This is a genomic window from Paenisporosarcina quisquiliarum (assembly GCF_027563315.1).
Lineage (GTDB): Bacteria > Bacillota > Bacilli > Bacillales_A > Planococcaceae > Paenisporosarcina > Paenisporosarcina quisquiliarum.
Genome location: NZ_JAMKBJ010000004.1, coordinates 195,195 through 215,911, shown reverse-complemented (window position 1 = coordinate 215,911; position 20,717 = coordinate 195,195). Strand labels below are relative to the sequence as shown.

At 40.0% G+C, this 20,717-nt stretch carries 26 protein-coding genes and 1 riboswitch; of the genes, 24 read left to right on the top strand and 2 right to left on the bottom strand.

What is annotated here, in order from left to right:
- Window positions 1-21 precede the first annotated feature (21 nt).
- Genes M9R32_RS06995 through flgL form a run of 5 tightly spaced genes read left to right on the top strand, consistent with a single transcriptional unit; the run spans window position 22 to window position 3,495 of the window.
- Complete coding sequence (locus tag M9R32_RS06995; protein WP_269926017.1) at window positions 22-477, top strand: flagellar protein; 456 nt, start codon at window positions 22-24, stop codon at window positions 475-477.
- Window positions 478-503: 26 nt separating this feature from the next.
- Window positions 504-776 (top strand): flagellar biosynthesis anti-sigma factor FlgM, encoded by a 273-nt coding sequence (gene flgM / locus M9R32_RS06990; RefSeq protein WP_269926016.1) that lies wholly within the window; start codon window positions 504-506, stop codon window positions 774-776.
- 29 nt (window positions 777-805) lie between these two features.
- On the top strand, window positions 806-1,285 hold the full coding sequence (locus M9R32_RS06985; RefSeq protein WP_269926015.1) for a flagellar protein FlgN: 480 nt from the start codon (window positions 806-808) through the stop codon (window positions 1,283-1,285).
- 25 nt (window positions 1,286-1,310) lie between these two features.
- Entirely contained in the window at window positions 1,311-2,588 is a 1,278-nt protein-coding gene (gene flgK / locus M9R32_RS06980; RefSeq protein WP_269926014.1) for a flagellar hook-associated protein FlgK, read from the top strand.
- Between the two features lie 25 nt (window positions 2,589-2,613).
- Window positions 2,614-3,495, top strand: a complete 882-nt coding sequence (flgL, locus tag M9R32_RS06975) for a flagellar hook-associated protein FlgL (protein ID WP_269926013.1) — start codon at window positions 2,614-2,616, stop codon at window positions 3,493-3,495.
- Between the two features lie 152 nt (window positions 3,496-3,647).
- Here flgL and M9R32_RS06970 read toward each other — a convergent pair whose 3' ends face one another.
- Together M9R32_RS06970 and M9R32_RS06965 are read right to left on the bottom strand one after the other, a co-directional pair.
- Window positions 3,648-4,478 carry a flagellar hook-basal body protein gene (locus tag M9R32_RS06970; protein WP_269926012.1) on the bottom strand — a complete coding sequence of 277 codons (831 nt, stop codon included), beginning with the start codon at window positions 4,476-4,478 and terminating at the stop codon, window positions 3,648-3,650.
- A gap of 14 nt (window positions 4,479-4,492) precedes the next feature.
- Window positions 4,493-5,335 carry a flagellar hook-basal body protein gene (locus M9R32_RS06965; protein WP_269926011.1) on the bottom strand — a complete coding sequence of 281 codons (843 nt, stop codon included), beginning with the start codon at window positions 5,333-5,335 and terminating at the stop codon, window positions 4,493-4,495.
- Between the two features lie 232 nt (window positions 5,336-5,567).
- Window positions 5,568-5,653, top strand: a riboswitch (cyclic di-GMP riboswitch).
- 84 nt (window positions 5,654-5,737) lie between these two features.
- Here M9R32_RS06965 and flgB point away from each other — a divergent pair.
- From flgB to flhB, 19 genes are read left to right on the top strand one after another with little or no spacing between them, the layout of a single operon-like run.
- Window positions 5,738-6,139 carry a flagellar basal body rod protein FlgB gene (gene flgB / locus M9R32_RS06960; RefSeq protein ID WP_269926010.1) on the top strand — a complete coding sequence of 134 codons (402 nt, stop codon included), beginning with the start codon at window positions 5,738-5,740 and terminating at the stop codon, window positions 6,137-6,139.
- 5 nt (window positions 6,140-6,144) lie between these two features.
- The gene (gene flgC / locus M9R32_RS06955; RefSeq protein ID WP_269926009.1) at window positions 6,145-6,600 is read left to right on the top strand and encodes a flagellar basal body rod protein FlgC; all 456 of its coding nucleotides are present in this window, start codon (window positions 6,145-6,147) and stop codon (window positions 6,598-6,600) included.
- Window positions 6,601-6,624: 24 nt separating this feature from the next.
- On the top strand, window positions 6,625-6,921 hold the full coding sequence (gene fliE, locus M9R32_RS06950; protein ID WP_269926008.1) for a flagellar hook-basal body complex protein FliE: 297 nt from the start codon (window positions 6,625-6,627) through the stop codon (window positions 6,919-6,921).
- A 17-nt stretch (window positions 6,922-6,938) separates the two neighbouring features.
- Window positions 6,939-8,579, top strand: coding sequence for a flagellar basal-body MS-ring/collar protein FliF (gene fliF, locus M9R32_RS06945; RefSeq protein ID WP_269926007.1), 1,641 nt, complete (start codon window positions 6,939-6,941; stop codon window positions 8,577-8,579).
- An 11-nt stretch (window positions 8,580-8,590) separates the two neighbouring features.
- Complete coding sequence (gene fliG, locus M9R32_RS06940; protein WP_269926006.1) at window positions 8,591-9,604, top strand: flagellar motor switch protein FliG; 1,014 nt, start codon at window positions 8,591-8,593, stop codon at window positions 9,602-9,604.
- Window positions 9,597-10,394 (top strand): FliH/SctL family protein, encoded by a 798-nt coding sequence (locus M9R32_RS06935; protein WP_269926005.1) that lies wholly within the window; start codon window positions 9,597-9,599, stop codon window positions 10,392-10,394. The genes fliG and M9R32_RS06935 overlap by 8 nt, the downstream gene beginning before the upstream one ends.
- Window positions 10,375-11,697 (top strand): flagellar protein export ATPase FliI, encoded by a 1,323-nt coding sequence (fliI, locus tag M9R32_RS06930; protein ID WP_269926004.1) that lies wholly within the window; start codon window positions 10,375-10,377, stop codon window positions 11,695-11,697. Before M9R32_RS06935 ends, fliI begins: the two co-directional genes overlap by 20 nt.
- Window positions 11,694-12,158, top strand: a complete 465-nt coding sequence (gene fliJ / locus M9R32_RS06925) for a flagellar export protein FliJ (protein ID WP_269926003.1) — start codon at window positions 11,694-11,696, stop codon at window positions 12,156-12,158. The genes fliI and fliJ overlap by 4 nt, the downstream gene beginning before the upstream one ends.
- A 7-nt stretch (window positions 12,159-12,165) precedes the next feature.
- On the top strand, window positions 12,166-13,515 hold the full coding sequence (locus tag M9R32_RS06920) for a flagellar hook-length control protein FliK (RefSeq protein WP_269926002.1): 1,350 nt from the start codon (window positions 12,166-12,168) through the stop codon (window positions 13,513-13,515).
- An 18-nt stretch (window positions 13,516-13,533) separates the two neighbouring features.
- Window positions 13,534-14,001 carry a flagellar hook capping FlgD N-terminal domain-containing protein gene (locus M9R32_RS06915; protein WP_269926001.1) on the top strand — a complete coding sequence of 156 codons (468 nt, stop codon included), beginning with the start codon at window positions 13,534-13,536 and terminating at the stop codon, window positions 13,999-14,001.
- 42 nt (window positions 14,002-14,043) lie between these two features.
- Window positions 14,044-14,829 carry a flagellar hook-basal body complex protein gene (locus M9R32_RS06910; RefSeq protein WP_269926000.1) on the top strand — a complete coding sequence of 262 codons (786 nt, stop codon included), beginning with the start codon at window positions 14,044-14,046 and terminating at the stop codon, window positions 14,827-14,829.
- 52 nt (window positions 14,830-14,881) lie between these two features.
- Window positions 14,882-15,097, top strand: a complete 216-nt coding sequence (locus tag M9R32_RS06905; RefSeq protein ID WP_269925999.1) for a flagellar FlbD family protein — start codon at window positions 14,882-14,884, stop codon at window positions 15,095-15,097.
- 13 nt (window positions 15,098-15,110) lie between these two features.
- Window positions 15,111-16,100, top strand: coding sequence for a flagellar motor switch protein FliM (gene fliM / locus M9R32_RS06900; RefSeq protein WP_269926061.1), 990 nt, complete (start codon window positions 15,111-15,113; stop codon window positions 16,098-16,100).
- The gene (fliY, locus tag M9R32_RS06895; RefSeq protein WP_269925998.1) at window positions 16,090-17,151 is read left to right on the top strand and encodes a flagellar motor switch phosphatase FliY; all 1,062 of its coding nucleotides are present in this window, start codon (window positions 16,090-16,092) and stop codon (window positions 17,149-17,151) included. Before fliM ends, fliY begins: the two co-directional genes overlap by 11 nt.
- Before the next feature lie 25 nt (window positions 17,152-17,176).
- Window positions 17,177-17,854, top strand: coding sequence for a flagellar biosynthetic protein FliO (locus M9R32_RS06890; protein WP_269925997.1), 678 nt, complete (start codon window positions 17,177-17,179; stop codon window positions 17,852-17,854).
- Window positions 17,854-18,546, top strand: coding sequence for a flagellar type III secretion system pore protein FliP (gene fliP, locus M9R32_RS06885; protein ID WP_269925996.1), 693 nt, complete (start codon window positions 17,854-17,856; stop codon window positions 18,544-18,546). The genes M9R32_RS06890 and fliP overlap by 1 nt, the downstream gene beginning before the upstream one ends.
- Before the next feature lie 15 nt (window positions 18,547-18,561).
- Window positions 18,562-18,831: a flagellar biosynthesis protein FliQ gene (gene fliQ, locus M9R32_RS06880; RefSeq protein WP_016429542.1), complete on the top strand. Its 270-nt coding sequence runs from the start codon at window positions 18,562-18,564 to the stop codon at window positions 18,829-18,831.
- A 10-nt stretch (window positions 18,832-18,841) separates the two neighbouring features.
- On the top strand, window positions 18,842-19,621 hold the full coding sequence (fliR, locus tag M9R32_RS06875; RefSeq protein ID WP_269925995.1) for a flagellar biosynthetic protein FliR: 780 nt from the start codon (window positions 18,842-18,844) through the stop codon (window positions 19,619-19,621).
- Window positions 19,622-20,707 (top strand): flagellar biosynthesis protein FlhB, encoded by a 1,086-nt coding sequence (gene flhB / locus M9R32_RS06870; RefSeq protein ID WP_269925994.1) that lies wholly within the window; start codon window positions 19,622-19,624, stop codon window positions 20,705-20,707. It abuts the gene before it with no gap.
- The last annotated feature ends 10 nt before the right edge of the window (window positions 20,708-20,717 follow it).

Below are 20,717 nucleotides of genomic sequence, written 5' to 3'. Positions count from 1 at the left end.
GAAGGATTCAGGTGATTACAAATGCAACCAGGTCAATTGGATAACTGCCGGATTTGTGGCAAATTGTTTCTCAGAGATCATACGGATTATTGCTTAGGTTGTTACAAAATAACTGAGCAGGATTTCAAATTGGTTTCAGACTTTTTATCAAACGAGCAAAACCGTTTTGCTACGATTGAAGAAGTAAGCATAGAAACGGAAGTTTCAGTGAAACAGGTTGCTGATTTCATTCGTGACGGCCGAATATATGCAGAGGACTACCCAAACCTGGGATACCGATGTTCGCATTGTGATAAAATGATAAAAAGACAGCTGTTATGTGATGAGTGTTTTCAACAATTCTCATCTGAAATCAATCAAACATTGAAGAGAGAAAATCTGGTAGATGAGATTAGAAACACACAAAACAAGCATAATAAGCAAAACAATCAAGCGAAAAATACGAACATGCCACAGTATTGGCAGTTAAAGAAATAAAAATAAACGAAAAGGGCGGTGAAGGAATGAATATCGATAAGACGACAAGTTCTTCCTTTATTCAATCTTATCAAAAGCAAATGCAGGTCACACAAGTTGGAAAAACAAGACCATTGCAAAAAGAAGACCAGCTGCAGATTTCAAATCAAGCAAAAGAGTTATTTGAAAAGAACACAGAAATAGATTTAGACAGACAAGGAAAGATCAGCACATTAAAAGCCCAAATTCAGTCAGGTGAGTATCAAATTCACAGTGACAAAGTGGCAGATAAAATCTATCAATTCTGGTTTGATAAATAGATTTCCGCTTTAATAGAGGAGGGTGTCGGATGCTTCAGTTAGTCACGACGCTGGAAGAATTGATGGTCATACTGAAACAACTCATCAACTTGGCTGAACGAAAGAAAGTCGTTTTAATCGAACGAAAAGTTGACGAGTTGAATCAACTGGTACAGGAAGAAGCGAAGATTGTAAAACAGCTCAATCAAGTAGATCAGGAACGTGAACAGCTGGTTGAAAGTGCGCTGCAAAATCACCCATCTCTTAGTTTCAGTCAATTTGTAGAACAACTTCCAAACGAATTTACAAGGAAAAATCTACAATCAAAATTGAAAACATTGCAACAGCTCATGATGGAGCTGCATGACATAAATAAAGTAAATGAGCGACTCGTTGAAGACTCAGTAAATTTTGTTCAACATATGATTGAACACATTACGAAGTCTAAACAACAACATTTCAATTATCAATCTCCTAATCAACAAAAATCACAAACAAGCAATCGTGGCTTCTTCGATACAAAAGCATGATTGACGTTAGAAGGTAGGGAATAAGATGGTTTCAACATTTCACGGATTAGAAGTTGGGAAGCGCGGATTAATGGTCGGGCAGGCAAGTATTTCAACAACAGGTCACAATATTGCCAATGCAAATACCAAGGGCTACTCACGTCAACAAGTGAATGCAATCACTTCCCCTTCACTCGACGTTTGGACAAGCGGTGCTGTTAACCCAGGCCAACTTGGAACTGGCGTATTAATGGAATCCATAACCCGCGTACGTGACCATTTTTTAGATCAGCAATACCGTAATCAGTCAGGTACTCTAGGAGAATGGTCAATTAGACAAGAGACACTAGATCAGCTTGAAACGGTTATCAATGAACCGAGTGATACTGGCCTTCGAACTGCGATGGATCAATTGGCTGGAGCATTTCAGGATTTGGCCAATGAGCCAGACAGTCTTTCCGCTAAAGCAGTTGTTAAAGAACGGGCACAAGCTTTTATTGAAACGATTCAATCCATGGACCGTTCAATGACAGAAATGAAGAAGGATTTAAACCAACAACAAACAGTGAAAATGAACGAAGCGAACGGTTACTTGGAACAGATTGCCCAGTTGAATGACAGCATTAAACGCACAGGTTCTCAGGCAAACGATTTACAGGATAAGCGTGATGTTTTAATCGAAGAACTATCGAAACTGGTTTCAATTAAAGTGGACAACCAAGCAGACGGTACGTCCAACATCTCCTTGACTGATGGGACTTCTCTCGTGGAAGGTGCAAGTATTAAATCTAAAATTGATGCTACCAGCACGTTTGGTGGAGGCGAATTATCTGGTATCGTCAAATCGCTGGTGATCGTTGACGATTACCAAACGAAGCTGAACGCTGTGGCAAAGGATTTTGTTGAGGCAAATCAGATGTCTTCACCTACTGATGCTAGCCAACCGGGAGAAAACCTATTTAGTGGGGATGCGGACTATTCTATTGCTTCACTTAAGGTAAATCCGAATGTTGAAAATGACATGAAGCAGATTACACCTTTGTTTACAGGCATGGAGGAAAAATCCAAGGCAGTGAACAGTTCGTATCGCTCTCTAGTAAGTGAACTTGGAACGGAAAGTCAGACGGCGATTCGTCAAGTTGCCAATTATGAAGCAACTTTACAAGCAACAGATAGCCGTCGTCAGTCGGTAACGGGTGTTTCCTTAGATGAAGAAATGGCTAATTTAATCAAGTACCAACATTCATATAGTGCTGCTGCACGAATGGTTTCAACGACAGATCAGATGCTGGATACAATCATCAACCGCATGGCCGCACGTTGATGATAGGGCATGGGAGGTAATGATGATGAGAGTTACACAGCAAATGTTACATCAAAATTCAGTTCGCCATATCAATCAAAACCTCGGTCGACTGGAAAAAATCAATAACCAGGTATCGACGGGTAAACAGCTGCACCGTCCGTCCGATGATCCAAATGGTGTAAGTAAGGCGATGAACCTGAAAAGTGCACTTGTTGCAAATGAACAATATGAACGTAATACAAATGAGGCCACACTTTGGATGGATGAAACGGATCAGACGATTAACGAAATGGTCAATGTCATGCAACGAGTTCGTGAACTAGCGGTCCAGGGAAATAATGATACTCTTTCTGACACAGATAGAGGTGCCATTGCAACAGAAGTGGAAGAATTGACCGAGCAAATTCGTCAATTCGCCAATTCTAAAGTAAATGGTAAACATTTATTCAATGGCCTAAAAACGAATGAGTCTCCTTATCCCGATAAAGATTCCTATTTGACAGATACATTTGATACAGGTTCTAAAATGTTTACGATTGCGGATGGCGTAGTGATTAAAGCAAATGTTACAGCCAATGAGTTGTTTGGCAATTTTGCTGATGATGCGAATCTGTTTGAAACATTAAATCAATTGTCTGTGGGACTTCGTTCTGGAACTGACATTCAGCTGGATCAAATTGATAAAGGCATTGATCGAATGTTAACGGTATCTGCAGAAGCTGGTGCTAGAAAGAACCGGGTTGAATCAATGGAAAACCGAATTCAAGATAGCAATATTGAACTGAAGTCTATGTTATCGAAACTTGAAGATGTTAATTATGCAGAAGCCGTCACGAAATTGAAAAGTGAAGAGAGTGTCTATCAGGCAAGTCTTGCGGCATCGGCAAAAATCATTCAGCCAAGTTTGATGGATTTCCTGAGATAAAGTATTAATAAAAAGAGCATTCACCATTTGGTGAGTGCTCATTTTTTGTGCACAGATAAACATCTATGAAAAAAATTCCAAAATGAAATAAATCTTTAAAATCAAAAAAGGATGGATTAATGACAAAGTCACTAATCCATCCTTTTTACTTTTTACGATTTCATCGTATTGACCAATCCCATCATATCGTCTGCAAATGATATTGCTCTTCCTTGAGATTGAAGCAATCGTTGAGTGGAAATCAATTCAGTCATTTCGTCAGTTAAATCAACATTGGACATTTCTAGTGCGCCTTGCGTAATTCGAATCGAACCATCATTGTTACCAATTTGCAGAGTACCGTTTGCTACTTGCTCGGCTTCAGTGCCTGGAAGTTGGAAGCGATTCGCTCCGATTTTTTCGAGCAGATTCGGTCTATTAATTTGAGCGATGCTTAACTGGATTTGGGTTGGTTGTTTGGAAGAATCTCGATAGGTTACTTCAAGCGTCCCGTTTTCTGTCACCTTGATGTTGTTGTAATCTCCGTCAAAAGCAATCGGACGGTTATTGCGATCAAGAACCGAATCTCCAGAAGACGTCACCAAGTTTACTTGATTAGAGTTCAAGACTGGTTGTACTTGAAAAGAGCCATCTCTTGTATAAAAAGTAGTGCCTTCTGAAGCCACGCGGAAATATCCAGCGTTTCCTTGAATCATGAAATCAAGAGGGCGATCCGTTTTTTTTATCGAGCCTTGTTCAGTCCGAATACTCGTTTGAGTAATAATTGCACCAGAACCAATGCGCAGACCATTTGGTGTGATACGGCCAATTTCGTTCTGAGGTCCGGCTTGCTTTTCAATGGATTGGTAAAGGGCATCCGAAAAGTTCGCTTCCTGACGTTTGTACCCATTTGTATTTACATTGGAAATATTATTAGCAATGATATCAATTTTTTTTTGCAATTCACGCATGGATGTTGTGGCGGAATTCATTTGGATACTCATGTATATATACCTCCTTAGTAAATACGGCCAATCTCATTGACTGCTTTTTCCATACTGCGATCATAGGCTTGAATAACTTTTTGATTCGATTCAAAACCACGATAAGTGTTCATCATTTCCGTCATCGTTTGAGTCAAATCCACATTCGATTGTTCAATAAAACCTTGTTTAATGAAAGGGCCGTTCAAGCCTGTCACCTCAATGGATTGAGGAGCATCAGCAGGATTTCCTTCCCAACGCAATAACCCCTGACCCTGTTTGACAAATTGTTCAGGGTTTTCGGTATACCCGAGCCATAGTCGATTAGTAGCAACACCATTTTGTAAAATGATTTGGCCATCTTCTTGAACTGTAAATTCTTTTGAATTCACTTGGATCGGTTGCAAGTTTTGATTTAATACATTGTAACCATCACTCGTTTTCAGGAAGCCGTTTTGATCAACGGAGAATTGTCCATTTCGTGTATAACGGACTTGATCATTTTCGAGACCAACTGCAAATACAAGAGAACCCTTTTTTTGAGTTACCGGATTTACTGGCAACATGTCATCAAGTAGAGCAAAGTCGGTCGTATTACCAGTATCTTTTAAAGCACCTTGAAGGAAAGAAGGAATTCCTTCCTGTGTATAGACACCAGTATTTAAAGTTCCCAAAGTGGAATGCCCTATTTTCATAGTTCCGCCCGTTATGCTTTTCATTTCCATCGCTTTTATTAATTGTTCAGGAAATGCACGTAAGGTACTTTGATCCTGTTTAAATCCAGGAGTACTTGCATTGGCTAAATTATTTGTCAAAATTTGTTGTCTTCTATTATTTGCCATCATACCTGAAGTTGCAGTATATAAACCACGAAACATACCCTGTTTTCATCCTTTCAAACGCACAAAGTTGATTATGCGTAAGCATAACATGAAATTGACAGAAAATATAGGTCAATATTGTAAATTAAGGTAATCCAAAATACAATGAAAAATAAAAATATACAAATTAAAGAAAATGTGAGATTATATTTTTGGTACATTTATTACTAAATTATGACGAATTATGACACAAAATTACAATCTGATTAAAAATAGATAGTTTTTATCATTACGATAACGGCAAACTTATTCGAAAGATAGGGACGCAAAGCCACGGGCCTAAGTAGATTCTTATAAGGCAGCCGGGTTACCGAAAAAGATGGAAGCTTTTAAAGTCGTCCACCTTTTCTTGAAGGTGGATTTTTATATGTGACTACACATTATGAAGGGGGTTAAAGAATGAAACTATTTCCTCAATCTTTTCAGTCATTGGAATCGGCATTATCAAACGCCACATTAAAGCAACGCATTCATTCAGCTAATATCGCAAATGTCGATACACCTAATTACAAGAGTAAGCAAGTGAGTTTTCAGTCAACATTGAATGATGCGATGAATAACCAAGGCATGTCCAGCTATAAAACAAATGCCAAACATATTGCTTTCAGTAGCGAGTCGTCGAATTTTAATCCGACCATTAAAGAAAATAAATCCACACAATTTAATCCGAATGGAAACAACGTAGACATGGACTATGAAATGGCGGAGTTAGCAAAAAATCAATTATGGTATAACGCCGTTACGGAAAGAGTAAACGGCAAATTCAACAGTTTACGTACAGTAATCAATGATGGGAGGTAGCAGTTATGAGTTTATTTAACGGTTTTAATATCAGCGCTTCGGGATTAACGGCCAATCGTATGCGAATGGACGTTGTTTCTTCTAATATTGCCAATGCCAACACAACGCGTGCGCATCTTGTAAATGGCGAATGGGTACCGTACCGTAGGAAATCTGTTGAATTATCACAAAGCGGTGTATCCCCATTCCAACAACAACTTCAGTCAGCGATGAATAATCAGTCGACGAAAATATCGGGAGTTACTGTTTCAAAAATTGATGAAGATCAAGCACCCTTTACATTATCTTTTGATCCTTCTCATCCTGATGCGGACGAAAACGGATATGTTCGCTTGCCAAATGTTGATCCGATAAAGGAAATGGTCGATCTTATGTCTGCAACCCGTTCATATGAAGCGAATATTACAGCGTTGAATGCTTCGAAGAATATGTTCATGAAAGCTTTGGAGATTGGTAAATAATCTATCAGATTGCTAGGGGGCACTATGGAAAAATTAAGTTTGATTCAAACACCATTTATACAAAATCAATCAATCTCAAAACTGAAACCTGAAAATCAGGTAGAAGGTTTTGGTCAATTATTTAAGCAGACACTCGAAGAAGTTCAAGCCGCACAGAATACATCGGATAAAATGACCAACCAATTGGTAACGGGTGAAGTAAAGGATATTCATGAAGTGATGATTGCTTCACAAAAGGCAAGTCTTTCTTTGCAACTTACCGTCCAAGTGCGTAACAAGGTGGTCGAAGCTTATCAAGAAGTGATGAGAATGCAACTATGATTTTTAGGATGAGATAAATGAAAGAAAAGTTATTGGTTTATAAAAACAAAATAATCGAATCATGGGGCAGTTTTTCTCCAAAAATAAAGTGGTCTGTGATTGGGACGTTTTTTGTCACGTTACTTCTACTTTTTGTATTTGTATTTTTAAATTCACGTCCAAGTTTTGCTGCACTTTATACGGGTTTGTCTCCTTCAGAAGCTGGTGAAATCAAAACGGCAATCGAGGAGCAAGGAATTCCGGTAGAAGTTTCGTCTGACGGAAAATCCATCAGTGTGCCAAACGAGGAAGTAGCCAACTTAAAAGTCAGTTTAGCAGCGGACGGGATTCCGAAAAGCGGAAATGTGAACTACAGTATCTTTAGTGAAAACATGGGGCTCGGAATGACCGATCGTCATTTTGACGTAGTAGAACGTGACGCGATGCAAAATGAACTTGCTGAATTGATTAAGCAAATTGATGGTGTGACCGAAGCAAACGTAATGATTACACTTCCAAAAGAAAATGTATGGATTACAGATGAAGAACAGGTGGCTACGGCCTCTGTTGTAGTGAAAGGTGACCCTTCTTTTCAACTCGATCAGAAGCAAGTGAATGGTCTGTATCACTTAATCAGTAAGAGTGTTCCCAATTTGCCTCAAGAAGAAATTGTCATCATGGATCAAAATGGCCAGGTTTTTGAAATTCAAAAAGAAAACCAGCTAGATTCGGCATTATCTGTCTATCAACAGCAACGGGAAATCAAGAAAGATATTGAACGAGATATTCAGCGTGAACTGCAGCAAATGCTGGGATTGACACTTGGACATGACAAAGTGGTTGTATCTGTTATGACAACCATTGACTTCACTAAGGAAAAGCGGGAAGAAAACCTGGTTGAAGCCGTCGATAAAGAAAAAAACCAAGGCATCGATATTAGTGTTGAACGAATTGTGGAGTCCTATTCGAGTGAAGGAGGGGCTGTTGCGGATGCAACCGGAGCTGGCGAAACAGAAATCGCCAATTACCCGGGGGTTGATGGAGCTGGAAACAGTGAATCGAAAAAAACGGAAGAACGGATTAACCGTGAAGTCAATCGAATCAACCGCCAAATCGAATTAAGTCCGTATGTAATCGATGACATTACAATCAATGTTGGAGTCGAACCTCCAAACCCTGAAAATCCGGATAGCTTAACTCAACAAAATATAGATGACATCAGCAATCTTTTGAAAAACACGGTAAGTACATCTTTGAGCATGAATGGAACACAGGTGACGGAAGAAGCTTTGGATGACCGGATTTCCGTGTTTGCAACCGAGTTCCAAGGAAAACCTGTAGTTGACGGTGAAACACCGAACGAATCATTGCTGTCGATCAATAATTTATCAAACCCACTGTTATGGGTCATCGTAGCGGGCGTAGTGTTACTTCTGATTCTGATTGTCTTAATATTCGTGATACGTAAAAGGAAGCGTGAAAGCGTGGAGGAAGAAGAATATGTTCTTGATATGTTTAATCAACCGATTGAAAAAATCAGTGACCTTGAGGACGCTGAGGTTGACCTATCCGAGTTCAATACAAAAGCAAATCCTAAGCGAAAAACGATTGAGAAGCTTGCGACAGGGAGACCTGAAGACTTTGCGAAATTGTTGCGCACATGGATGGCAGATGAGTAGGAGGGTGACACATGGCTAAACATGGCAGAGAGCTAAGCGGTATACAAAAAGTAGCCGTATTGTTAGTGGGATTGGGACCGGAAGTATCGGTAGAAATCTTTAAACAGTTGACGGAACCAGAGATCGATCAAGTCACAATGGAAATTTCAAATATACGCCAATTAAAAAATAGTCAAACAGAACAAGTAATCAATGAGTTTTATGAAATGATTCTTGCCCAGGACTACATGAATGAAGGCGGCTTGGAATATGCACGGGATATTCTTGAAAAAGCATTAGGTAAAGACAAGGCATTGGATACAATTGGTCGTTTAACGAGCAGATTGCAGGTTAAACCGTTTAGTTTTGCGAGAAAAGCTGATCCAAATCAAATCTTGAATATTTTACAACACGAACATTCACAAACGATTGCATTAGTACTCTCATATTTGGATCCAAAGCAGTCATCGCAAATTCTTTCCGCACTGCCTCCTGAAAAGCAAGCAGAAGTAGCAAGAAGGATTGCCTTGATGGAAAGTACCTCACCTGAGGTCATTCACCAGGTTGAACAAATTCTGGAACGAAAGCTTTCAGCAACAGGGGCGCAAGATTATACGTCTACCGGTGGTGTGGAAGCAATTGTTAGAGTATTGAGCAAGGTGGATCGTGGTACAGAGAAAGCGATTCTTTCTAAACTTGAAACCGAAACTCCTGATCTCGTTGCTGAAATCAAGAAACGTATGTTTGTATTTGAGGACATTGTGAACTTGGATACACGTTCAATTCAAAGAGTTATTCGTGAAGTTAACGATGCAGATTTAACTTACGCATTGAAAGTAGCAAGTGATGAAGTGAAGGATACAATTTACAGCAATATGTCTACAAGACGGGCAGACTTGATTCGAGAAGAAATTGGATTAATGGGACCTGTAAAATTAAAAGATGTGGAAGACGCACAAACCAACATCGTTTCATTGATTCGTAGTTTAGAAGAAAAAGGCGAAATTATCGTGGCTCGTGGTGAAGGGAATGAAGTGATTGTCTAATATCATTCGCTCCCATACGATTCCGACCATTGAAAAGAAAATTATTCAGACAAAGAAAATAGAAAACAAAACAGTGGATATAAAAGAACAAGAAATTGATCCCGTTTTGCAGCAGCAAAATTTAATCATGGAAATCAAAGCTTTGGAAATTCAGTATAGCGAACTTCAAAGGCAAATGAAGAATGAAATGGACAGTGCCCAGTCCGAAATTGACCAATGGTGGTCAGAGAAACAGTACCAAGCTCAAGAAGAAGCTCGAAGATTGGCAAAAGAGGCATCTGAACAAGGGTTTAAAGCAGGATTTGAGCAAGGTACGTTGTTCGCAGAAGAAGAATTTCGGCAAAAACGCATGGAAATGCAGGTACTGATTGAGACGGCTTATGAAGAAAAAGCAAAAATAGTTCAGGAATCTGAATCATTCTTATTGTCGCTCAGCGTTAGAGTTGCTGAGAAAGTCATCAAAAAAGAATTGAAGCAGCATGATGATCAATTGCTGAACATCGTAAAGCAAGCTTTGAGACAAATCGAAGAGTCAGAAGATGTCGTGATGCAAGTGTCGCTAGAAGATTATCCAATTATTTTACCGTTTCTCGAAGAATTGAAGACCTATGTAAAAGCTGATTCAGAGTTTAAATTAATTCCGGTTGCCAACCTTTCAAAAGGTGGCTGTATGATTCATACGGCAAGTGGTTCTTATGATGCCACGATTGACAGTCAGCTGCAGGAAATTAAAAAGCACTTACTGGCTTATTGTGAGGAGAAAACCAACGATGAACCTAAGGGAAGATGAGTACCTAGAATTATTGGAAGAGATTGAGCCAGTAAAAAAGCATGGGAAAGTGATTCAAGTCATCGGCTTAACCATTGAGTCGAGAGGACCCTACGCAAAAATCGGAGAGCTTTGTCTCTTATATCCCAACCATTATGAGCGTCCGATTGAAGCGGAAGTCGTTGGCTTCAAAGAAAATAAAATATTGCTCATGCCGCTAAGAGACGTATCCCAAATAGGTCCGGGCTGTCTGGTTGTTGCAACTGGCTATCCCCTTCAAATCAAGGTGGGACCATCCATTCTGGGCAAAGTTCTGGATGGTACAGGCCAACCTTTGGATGAAAGTCAGCTTCCAAAAGGTTTGAAAAAATATTCAACGAACAACACGCCGCCGAATCCATTGAAAAGACCGAGAATTGATAAACCATTGGAAGTAGGCGTAAGGGCCATTGATGGTTTACTAACGGTCGGACAAGGTCAACGAGTTGGTGTATTTGCAGGAAGTGGCGTTGGAAAAAGTACGCTGCTTGGTATGATTGCCCGCAATACAGAAGCCGACATCAACGTCATTGCCTTGATTGGTGAGAGGGGCAGGGAAGTTCGGGATTTCATTGAACGCGATCTTGGTCCTGAAGGGTTAAAAAAATCAGTAGTTGTTGCCGCAACTTCCGATCAGACACCTTTACAACGTATAAAAGGTGCCATGACTGCGACAGCCATTGCTGAATATTTCCGTGATCAGGGAAAAAACGTCATGTTGATGATGGATTCAGTGACACGCTTTGCCATGGCGCAACGTGAAGTGGGACTGGCAGTCGGTGAACCACCAACGAGTAAAGGGTATACACCAAGTGTTTTCGCACTTTTGCCAAAACTACTGGAGCGGTCAGGAACTTCAAGTAAGGGATCCATAACTGCGTTCTATACAGTGCTGGTTGATGGGGACGATATGAACGAACCCATTGCCGATGCTGTCCGAGGGATTCTTGATGGACATATTGTATTGGATCGTAAAATTGCTCAAAAGGGACAATTCCCAGCAATCAATATTATGTCGAGTGTTAGTCGGGTCATGCACGACGTTGTGTCTGACGAGCACCAAAAGGCAGCCGTTGAATTCAAACGATTATTAGCGGCTTATGATGCATCGGAAGATTTAATCAATATTGGCGCATATAAGAGCGGTGCAAACAAAGAAATTGATGATGCAATCCGGTCCTATCCACTGATAAAAGAATTCCTGCAACAAGATATATATGAAAAGACAAAGCTGGAAGAGAGTACCGACCGGCTATCAGCGCAATTTGGGGGAGCACAGACGTGACACAATTCAACTTTAGATTTCAAAAAATATTGGATTTAAAAGAGAATGAAAAAGGCTTGGCGCAAATGCAAATGGCGGATGCCATCAAACAGCACGAAGTAGGACATCAAAAAAAGCAAGCCATATACAATAAAATCTTGGATGCAGAACGTTTGAAAAAAGAGAAACAGCAAGATGGAGTCAACATTTCAGAATTAAGAATGTTGGTCAATTATATCCATCAACTTCAAGAGCTATTGATTTCTTCGAATCGCGAGCTGGAGCATTTGCAGCACAATGTGTCGAGAACACAAACGCATTTGCAAAAGAAAGCTCAGGAAGAAAAAACGTGGGGAAATCTAAAGCAACAAGAACATTCCGTCTTCGTTGAACAAAGCAAAACGGCCGAACAAAATTTCTTCGATGAATTGGCAAGCACGCGATTTTACCGGACATCAAAAGCAAGTTTAGCTGAAGGGTGATGAAAAAATGGAAACTATGAGTTTATCTTTTCCTTCCAACATATCAACTTCCAAGTCCATTGCAACGAAACAAAATAGTGGATCTGCCAAAGACGCTGTGAATTTCGCTACATTATTAGGTTCTGTAACAACTTCAGAAGCACAACACGCAAGTGAAGAAAAAGTGAGTGAACTTCAGCAAGGAGATCTACTGGAAAAACTTCAGGAGATGTTGCAAACCTTGCAGGAAATGCCGAAAGAAAATCTGTCACCTGAAGAGCAGGAAATGATGATGGGTATTGTACAAATGCTTTCTCTTCAAACGGTTCAAATAGAAAATCAGCTAAAAAGTGTCGAGCTTGGTCAAGACAAGCTCGTGTTGAGTCATTCAGTTCAGGAAAAACTGGTTAGTCTGCTGAATCAGGTCGATCAGGAAATCCAAAAACAATCAACTATTACTAAATCTTTCGAAGCCGCTACAGAACTTGCGGGGGTAGAAAAAAATATTTTAGCCGATCCGAAAAAGTTGGAGCAAGTATTCAAACAATTAATCGCATTTATCCAACAGCTTGAAACCGAACAGCAGGCTGTTACTGGAAAACAAGTTGAATTTCAGCAACTGAACGAAGTAACAAAAATATTTAAGCATATTGACGATTTACCTCAACAATCAAGTGATCAAACACCTTTAACTGAAACGCCACGGATTAATGGATTGAGTGTAGATTCATCTCGACCTCTTTCAATTCAAGCCATTTCCCAGCTTCAACAACAGGATAGCGGTGCGGGTACAGTACGAGTGGAAGTTGTTCAAAGTGAAGTGAATGGTCAAGTTTTGACTGGAACTTCATCGGACGTTGCAAAAGCTAGTCAAGCTCCAACTCGGCCCGAGGTGACTACTCCAGCACCAGCACCCACAGTTCGAATGTCAAACCTGATTGAAGAATTGGGAGGGGTACTGAAAAGTTCTTTCCGTTTGAATGGCACCCAAGAAGGAACGCAACTAAAAGTGAACATCGCTCCGGAGCATCTCGGACATCTGGATATTCGACTGACAGCTTCCGAAGGTAAGATCGCAGCCCAAATTTTCACCAGTAACTTACTGGCGAAAGAAGCATTAGAACTGCAAGTGAATCAGTTAAGAAATTCATTGCTTCAGCAAGGGGTAACGATTGATCGCATTGAAATTTCTCAACAAAGTTCCCAGTCATCATTTGGACAACAACATGCACATCCAGATCAACGCTTTTCTCAACAACAGCAAAAGCAAGGTCATGCATCACATAATAAAAACGGCTATCAACGAATTGAAGAAGAAGCCGCTGTAGAACGTAACCATTCGTCAGAGGGATTAATGAAAGTAGATTATACAATTTAACGAGGAAGGGGCATTGCAATGAATGTGAATAGTTCAAGCTCGGTCAGTATGCAAACGGCAGGCGCAACAAAGCAAACGGAACCACAAAATGGACTTGGTAAAGATGCTTTCATGAAAATCCTTGTGACACAAATGAAGAACCAGAATCCTTTGGAACCGTTGAAAGATACGGAATTCATTGGTCAGATGGCTCAGTTCAGCAGTTTGGAACAGTTAACAAACTTAAATCAGGCGATGACTCAGTTTGTTGGTCTTCAAGGGAAACAGTCACTATCCGAAAACGCAGATTTAATTGGCAACACGGTGTATTGGGAGCAGGAAGTAAACGGGCAGCTGCAGTCAGGTGAGGGGATTGTCAAGGCACTGGCAATTAAAAATGGAGAGTTAATAGTCGAACTTGAAAACGATAATATCAAAGTTCCGATTGACTCCATCCATCGTATCGAAAAACAGTCAAAAACAATAAATGAACAGGAAATTGTCTAATCCACAAAGGGGATCAGGCAATATTTGAAAGGGGAAAAACAAATGTTACGTTCAATGTATTCTGGAGTATCAGGTATGAAGGGTTTCCAAACAAAATTAGATGTAATCGGGAACAATATTTCGAATGTAAACACGATCGGGTACAAAAAAAGCACAATCAATTTCCAAGATTTATTGAGTCAAAACTTATCAAGCAGCGGTGTTAATCCTATGCAGGTTGGTTTAGGATCAACGACTTCTGCGATCAATGTAAATCATAATCCAGGTTCATTTATGACAACTGGTGTTGGAACGGATTTGGCTATTAATGGTGATGGGTTCTTCGTTGTTCAAAACCCATCAGCACCAGGAACTACTGGCCAATATTTAACGAGAGCCGGTAATTTTGTTGTTGAGGCAGACGGAGATTTAGTAACCGCACAAGGCTATAACGTGTTGAACAGCGCTGGTGGAAAAATTAGCATCCCTGCAAATATTGTTTCATTTTCTATTAATCGCTTAGGTCAAGTAATGGGTAAAGATGCAAGTGGAGTGGAATCGGCACTTGCTACGATTGGTATTGCACAACCTGAAAACCCAGCTGGCCTAAGTAAATTTGGCGGGTCTTTGTATGAATTAAACACTAAAGCAGATTCAAGAACAGTATTACAGCTGCTGGCACTTCCTAAAAACACAGAAGTGGCTTCTGGCATGCTTGAAATGTCCAATGTTGATTTAACAGAGGAATTTACAGAAATGATTATCGCACAACGTGGTTTCCAGGCAAATTCACGTACGATTACTACCTCTGATGAGATCTTACAAGAAGTCGTTAACTTGAAACGATAAAATAGGGAGGGCAGGCTGAGAGGGATGAATCGTCTCTCCAGCCGCTTTTAACATGATCCAATTAACGAAACTTAATCGAACACCTTTGACATTAAATGCTCTGTACATCGAAAGAATTGAGTCCATTCCAGATACAGTAGTAACGTTGGGATCCGGAAAAAAAGTACATGTCTTAGAGACAGTTGAAGAAGTAACAGATAAAGTAACAGCCTACTACCAGAAAATAAACCTTTTGCCGAGTTTGCAGAAGCCAAACTGGATGGAATGAAGGGAGGACAGTCCTGGTGGAATTCTTATCAGATGAAAATATTGAGACCATTCTATCTTCTTTGCAAAAGGATGAACCTAAATTGTTCAAACCTGGCAAAGAACGAAATGTAAAAACATACGACTTCAAAAAAGCTATGCGCTTTTCACAAGATCAAATTCGAACATTAACCAGAATACATGAAAACTTTGCCCGTTTGTTGACATCTTATCTATCTACTCAGCTACGGACATTCGTGCAAATTTCTGTTACTTCAGTTGAGCAATTCCCATATGAGGAATTTATCAATAACGTACAGAAGAAATCCATTCTGGGTGTATTTAAAGCACCCCCGCTTCAAGGAAGTATGGTCATGGAATTCTCTCCGGACGTGGTATATGTCACGGTCGATCGCTTGCTTGGCGGACAAGGGAATATTTCCTTGAAAAGTAGCGATTTAACGGAAATCGAAATCAGTGTAATCCAACGAATTTTCATCAAGGCACTGATCAGTTTTCAGGAAGCCTGGTCGTCTGTAGTGAAACTGTCTCCGGAGTTCAAAGAAATAGAAGTGAATCCTCAGTTCTTAACCATGTTCCCACCTAATGAAACGGTCATTTTAGTAGCATTACATGCAAAAATTGGTGATGTAGAAGGAATCATCAATATATGCTTGCCGCATGTAGTGTTGGAGCAAATTTTACCGAAATTATCCGCTCGCCATTGGTTAGCTAATCAGAAAAAAACTGTGGTCAATCAGGAAGTAGCAGCATTGGAGAAAAAATTGCAAGCTACGAGACTGAATGTCAAAGCTATATTAGGTAGATCGACGATCGACATTGGCGATTTTTTAAATCTTAAGAGCGGTGATGTCATTCGGTTAAATGAGTCCTATGATGACCCTGTCACGATATTGGTAGATGAAAAACAGAAGTTCTTTGCACAACCTGGAGTTTCCAAGGGACGTATGGCTGTGCAAATAACCGAAGTCCATAGAGAGGGAGATGAATTCGATGAAAACTGATAAGTTATCTCCAGATGAAATCAAAGGTTTACTGGGGCAAGGTGGAACAGACAACGAAACGATATCCGAAAGTTCCTTATCGAACCGTGAAATGGAAGCATTGTCAGAGTTATTGAATGTTTCCTTAGGAAGTTCATCTACAGTCCTTACCACTTTATTCACTGAGCAAGTTACGGTTTCGAATACAAAGCTATCTATCAAACGAAATGATCAGTTACTCAACAATACAAAAGAGCCATTCATTGTCGTCCTGGGAGAATACGAAGGTGGCATCAACGGCTTACAGATACTCTCCGTACATGTGGATGACGTCCAGACCATGACAAATCTGATCCATAAAGACAGTGAAGAGAACCATATCAGAAAACAATTTCAAGTGGTAGAAGAAGTGGTGCAACAAATGTTTACTTCAGTCTCCCAATCAATGTCCACTGTGCTAGACCAAGAGGTTTCCCATTCCTTGTCTTCAATGGACTTGATTGAAACACTGAATGACTTCCCCGTCACGAAATTTACGGATGAAGAATGGTTTGTAGAAGCAAATTTCCAACTGAAAATAAACACTCAGGAACATATGACCCTTCATCTATGTATTCCTGTCCGCTTGGCGAAACAAGTGGTAGGGATTTTAACAGATTCATTGGAAGAAGGACATCCAGAGGAGACAAAAGAGATGCAATTTCAATCGACTACTCAAACAGATGCAGCTAGTAAAACCGACGAAGCAGCACCAAATATCCAATCTGTTCAATTCTCAAATTTTGATGAATCAGGCTCGGCTCACGCAGAACCGAATAATTTGGACATGTTACTCGACATTCCACTTCAAGTCACAGTCGAACTGGGCAGAACGAAACGGATGGTAAAAGAAATTTTAAGTGTTTCCCAAGGCTCGATTATTGAACTCGATAAATTGGCAGGTGAACCTGTCGATATTTTAATCAATAACAAGTTAATCGCTGTAGGTGAAGTTGTCGTGATTGATGAAAATTTCGGCGTCCGTGTAACAGATATTTTAAGCACAGCAGAGCGTATTTCTAAATTACGTTAATGCCTTAGTAAGGAGTTTGCCAGGTTTGATTCAAAAAAAATATGTAAAAATACTAGCGATGATTTTGATGTTCACTTTATATGTGATGTTGACCCCGAATTCGGTTAATGCTGCTAAAGATCAGACCGTAAAAGATGCTTTGGGGGAAGAAGATCCAGCAGATGAACAGCTCAAGCCGCTTGTTGAAGAAGATTTAAAGCCAACTAAAGACACTAGTCTCGTGACCATCATTATTAAACTTATATTCTATACGTTGCTGATTCTCGTCATGATTTATGGATTGATTAAGTTTTTGGCAATCAGACAAAAGAAATTCCAACCCAATCAAGCAGTCAAACTAATGGGCGGTACGCCATTAGGCAACAATAAATCACTTCAACTTGTAAAAGTAGGGGACAAGGTTTATTTACTGGGGGTGGGAGATCAAGTCACATTGATCAAGGAGTTTTCAAATACGGATGAGATTAGCAGTATTGAAAGTGATTTAGAGCAACAACCAAACATGCTATCGAACCCGATTATGAATTTATCAAACTCAATCGTCGATTTTTCAAAAGAAAAGATCAGCAAACGATTGGAATCTAAATCTACAAATGGGTTTGAGCAATTATTCAAGCAAAGTTTGATCAAACAAAAGAGTAAACAAGAACAACTTAAGCATGACTTGACCAAAGCAGACGATGAAAAGGAAGGTAAATCATAATGATGATGACAAACTTCCTGCTTTCATTAAGCATTCCAGGCATCAATTTTGGTACAGATGCGCCGGGAGATGTTTCCGTCACGTTGCAACTTTTGTTCCTGATGACCATCCTTTCACTCGCTCCGGGAATCTTGATTATGTTGACTTCTTTCACACGAATTATCATCGTGTTGTCATTCGTCCGGACCGGATTAGGAACGCAGTCGATGCCACCGAACCAAGTGCTAGTGGGACTAGCCTTGTTTATGACCTTTTTCATTATGACGCCAGTATTTAATGAAATTAACGAAACAGCCTTGCAGCCTTATCTGGCAGGGGATATGGAACAAGAGAAAGCGTTGGATACGGCCGTGATGCCAATTAAGGAATTTATGGCTGAGCATACGAGACAAAAGGATCTCGCTTTGTTTTTTAAATATGCTGGATTGGAAAAGCCAGACAGCATTGAAGAAATCCCTTTGACTTCGCTTATTCCGGCATTTGCCATCAGTGAGTTAAAGACGGCATTTCAAATTGGCTTTGTCATATTTATCCCGTTTTTGATTATCGATATGGTGGTTGCCAGTACGTTAATGGCCATGGGGATGATGATGTTGCCACCGGTCATGATTTCGTTGCCATTCAAAATCCTGTTGTTTGTTCTGGTCGATGGCTGGTATTTAATTATAGAATCGCTGCTCGTCAGCTTTTAGGGAAGGAAGAAAATGATGACTCCAGATACGGTGATCAAATTAGCGGAACAATCGATATATATGATCATTATCATATCTGCTCCCATGCTATTAATTGCACTTGCTGTCGGACTGATTGTCAGTGTGTTCCAAGCGATGACACAAATTCAGGAACAGACGCTTGCGTTCATTCCTAAAATTTTGGCAGTGTTTTTGTCCATCGTGTTGTTTGGGCCATGGATGTTGACAATCTTATTGGATTTTACAAGAGATTTGTTCCAACAACTTCCGCAACTAATCGGATAGTGGGATTGATATGAATACTATTTTTGAGATGTACCCATATCTACTGCTGATCTTTGTTCGACTAACTAGCTTTTTCCTCGTTGCGCCTTTATTTTCGATGAAAGGTGTTCCGAACCAATTCAAGATTGGATTGGGGTTTTTCATTTCATTAATTGCCTTATCCGGCATGGACGCTGAAGAAGCACTTCTAATGGATTCCTATTACATCCTGCTGATTATAAAAGAACTTGCGGTAGGTATCGCTCTTGGCTTTACAGCAGCCTTATTGTTATACACGGTTCAAGTAGCGGGGGCATTCATCGATTTTCAGATGGGCTTTGCCATTGCCAGTGTGATGGATCCGCAAACTGGCAGTCAGGTGCCGATTATTGGCCACTTTAAATATATCTTGGCACTTCTTTTTTTATTGACCGTTAATGGACATCATTTAATGCTGGATGGAGTCATGCAAAGCTTCAAGTCATTTCCGGTTGAATCTGTTTCCTTCTCGGCTAGTTTTGGTGACATTACTCATTTTTTCACAACACTGTTTGTAGAAATGTTCGTCATCGCCTTGCAAATCGCAATACCGATTGTTGGCGCACTGTTTCTGATTGATATCGCGCTTGGCATTTTAGCTAAGACCGTTCCACAATTAAACATTTTTGCAGTCGGTCTGCCTTTGAAGATATTCGTTGGGTTTATCATGTTATTTCTTTCGATGCCCATTTTCTTTTACCTATTACAAATCCTGTTCGAAAAAATAATGGTAAGCATGTCTCAGCTGATCAGGTTGATGGGGGGACCATAAGTGCAAAAAAGATATCCTCTCGACTTACAGTTTTTCGCTTCGGAAAAGACCGAAAAAGCCACACCACAGAAGAGGCAGGAATCCAAACGCAAAGGGCAAGTGGCTAAGAGTGCTGAAGTACCTGCAGCCTTAATAATGCTCGGTGGAATTTTGTTACTCAATTTCTTGGGGGGCTGGATACTGGATCGGCTATTGGCCATTTTTAGAATCAATTTCAATCAGTATATTGGCTGGGAATGGAGCCCTAGTAATATTCGCACCTTATTTGAACAAATGACATTCGATGCGGTGATCATCATGGCTCCTATTATGATTATTGCGATGGTATTCGGCTTTTTGGGCAATTACATACAAATTGGGTCACTATTTACAACGGAGCCTCTCATGATGAAGCTTGAACGGTTGAATCCGATCGAAGGTGCCAAGCGAATTTTTTCCATTCGTGCATTGGTGGAGCTTTTAAAGTCCTTACTGAAAATCGGCATTATAGGCTTTGCCGCTTTTAGTGTTTTATGGTCGGCAAAACAAGAATTGTTTTTACTTTCACAGAAAAGTATCGGTTTTTCCTTATCATTTATTGGATCCCTCGTTTTTAAAATGGGATTGGTTGCATCGATTATTTTATTGGTTTTATCGATTTTGGATTATATGTATCAAAAATATGAGTTTGAAAAGGGCATTCGAATGTCCAAGCAAGATATTAAAGATGAATTCAAGAAAGCAGAGGGAGATCCTCTGATCAAATCCAAAATAAAAGAACGGCAAAGACAAATGAGTATGAATCGTATGATTCAAGACTTGCCGAATGCAGATGTTCTCATTACAAACCCTACTCACTACGCGATTGCCATCAAGTATGATGCAGAAACCATGGAAGCACCAATGGTCATTGCAATGGGGAAAGATCATCTTGCCTTGAAAATAAAAGAAAAAGCAAGAGAACTAGAAATTGTGATTATGGAAAATAAACCACTCGCCCGTGCCCTATACGACCAAGTGGAAATAGGTGACTATGTGCCGGAAGAATTATTCCTGGCGGTTGCAGAGGTTTTAGCATATATCTATCGATTAAAAGGAAAGATTTAATGAATTTGTG

Bases quoted from the DNA above. Each gene is read 5' to 3' on its own strand.
- fliY (WP_269925998.1), top strand. From the start codon at position 16,090: ATGAAAACTGATAAGTTATCTCCAGATGAAATCAAAGGTTTACTGGGG.
- M9R32_RS06905 (WP_269925999.1), top strand. From the start codon at position 14,882: ATGATCCAATTAACGAAACTTAATCGAACACCTTTGACATTAAATGCT.
- M9R32_RS06915 (WP_269926001.1), top strand. From the start codon at position 13,534: ATGAATGTGAATAGTTCAAGCTCGGTCAGTATGCAAACGGCAGGCGCA.
- fliR (WP_269925995.1), top strand. From the start codon at position 18,842: ATGAATACTATTTTTGAGATGTACCCATATCTACTGCTGATCTTTGTT.
- fliQ (WP_016429542.1), top strand. From the start codon at position 18,562: ATGACTCCAGATACGGTGATCAAATTAGCGGAACAATCGATATATATG.
- fliF (WP_269926007.1), top strand. From the start codon at position 6,939: ATGAAAGAAAAGTTATTGGTTTATAAAAACAAAATAATCGAATCATGG.
- flgL (WP_269926013.1), top strand. From the start codon at position 2,614: ATGAGAGTTACACAGCAAATGTTACATCAAAATTCAGTTCGCCATATC.
- flgB (WP_269926010.1), top strand. From the start codon at position 5,738: ATGAAACTATTTCCTCAATCTTTTCAGTCATTGGAATCGGCATTATCA.
- M9R32_RS06920 (WP_269926002.1), top strand. From the start codon at position 12,166: ATGGAAACTATGAGTTTATCTTTTCCTTCCAACATATCAACTTCCAAG.
- M9R32_RS06985 (WP_269926015.1), top strand. From the start codon at position 806: ATGCTTCAGTTAGTCACGACGCTGGAAGAATTGATGGTCATACTGAAA.
- flgC (WP_269926009.1), top strand. From the start codon at position 6,145: ATGAGTTTATTTAACGGTTTTAATATCAGCGCTTCGGGATTAACGGCC.
- M9R32_RS06965 (WP_269926011.1), bottom strand. From the start codon at position 5,335: ATGTTTCGTGGTTTATATACTGCAACTTCAGGTATGATGGCAAATAAT.
- flgM (WP_269926016.1), top strand. From the start codon at position 504: ATGAATATCGATAAGACGACAAGTTCTTCCTTTATTCAATCTTATCAA.
- fliI (WP_269926004.1), top strand. From the start codon at position 10,375: ATGAACCTAAGGGAAGATGAGTACCTAGAATTATTGGAAGAGATTGAG.
- fliE (WP_269926008.1), top strand. From the start codon at position 6,625: ATGGAAAAATTAAGTTTGATTCAAACACCATTTATACAAAATCAATCA.
- fliP (WP_269925996.1), top strand. From the start codon at position 17,854: ATGATGATGACAAACTTCCTGCTTTCATTAAGCATTCCAGGCATCAAT.
- M9R32_RS06970 (WP_269926012.1), bottom strand. From the start codon at position 4,478: ATGAGTATCCAAATGAATTCCGCCACAACATCCATGCGTGAATTGCAA.
- M9R32_RS06910 (WP_269926000.1), top strand. From the start codon at position 14,044: ATGTTACGTTCAATGTATTCTGGAGTATCAGGTATGAAGGGTTTCCAA.
- fliG (WP_269926006.1), top strand. From the start codon at position 8,591: ATGGCTAAACATGGCAGAGAGCTAAGCGGTATACAAAAAGTAGCCGTA.
- M9R32_RS06995 (WP_269926017.1), top strand. From the start codon at position 22: ATGCAACCAGGTCAATTGGATAACTGCCGGATTTGTGGCAAATTGTTT.
- flgK (WP_269926014.1), top strand. From the start codon at position 1,311: ATGGTTTCAACATTTCACGGATTAGAAGTTGGGAAGCGCGGATTAATG.